This window comes from Mesorhizobium sp. M0207 (assembly GCF_040321995.1).
Taxonomy (GTDB): Bacteria; Pseudomonadota; Alphaproteobacteria; order Rhizobiales; family Rhizobiaceae; genus Mesorhizobium.
This window is the reverse complement of record NZ_JAMYSQ010000080.1, coordinates 1-612: the sequence shown is the minus strand read 5'-3', so window position 1 is coordinate 612 and position 612 is coordinate 1. Positions and strand designations below refer to the sequence as shown.

Below are 612 nucleotides of genomic sequence, written 5' to 3'. Positions count from 1 at the left end.
ATGCCGGTCATCCCCGCGGGATCAACGTCTTGAGCTCCAAAAGCGCTGAAGCCGGCCAACAGACCAGCCGTGGCGCCAAGTGCGGCACCAGCAATCGCACCCCACCAGAGAGCGCTCATCTCATCGTCGTAATATCCAGCAACGCTGATCGGTTCATCATTGTCGTTGTAAGATCCGACCACGCTGATTTGCCGGCGGCGAATCCCGGCAGCCTGAAGCCTGGCCACGGCACGTGCTGCCTGGGCATGGGAATTGAACAGTCTGCTGATTGTTTGCATTTACGCCCAGGCCCGACGCCCGTTCGGAGCGTCGGGCCTCTCCTCCCTGGCTTGAACTCTTCCGCCCGGACGCATCTTCGTCGCGCCAAAGCTCACCACAACGTGAGCCAGCCGGCTACGTTCCTCAGCCGGGGCTTCGGTCCAATCCTGGAGTATCTTGCTTGGGACCTAAGTCTGACCTGCTTGAGTGCAACGGGCAGTGAGGCCACGCCGAGAGGGAGCCGTTGCCGAATCGAAGAGGTCGAGGAGAGGCTAAGGCCTATCGCAGACCCAAAAAGCTCAAAATGGCGATTACGATCACGATCGCGCCGACCAGCCAGATAATGTTGTTCAT

General features: G+C 59.6%; 1 protein-coding gene. It reads right to left on the bottom strand.

Annotated features, from left to right (window positions below; genetic code table 11):
- Positions 1–278: general stress protein (locus tag NKJ15_RS32930; protein ID WP_352819862.1), on the bottom strand; the 278-nt coding region annotated here is incomplete at its 3' end.
- Between the last annotated feature and the right edge of the window lie 334 nt (positions 279–612).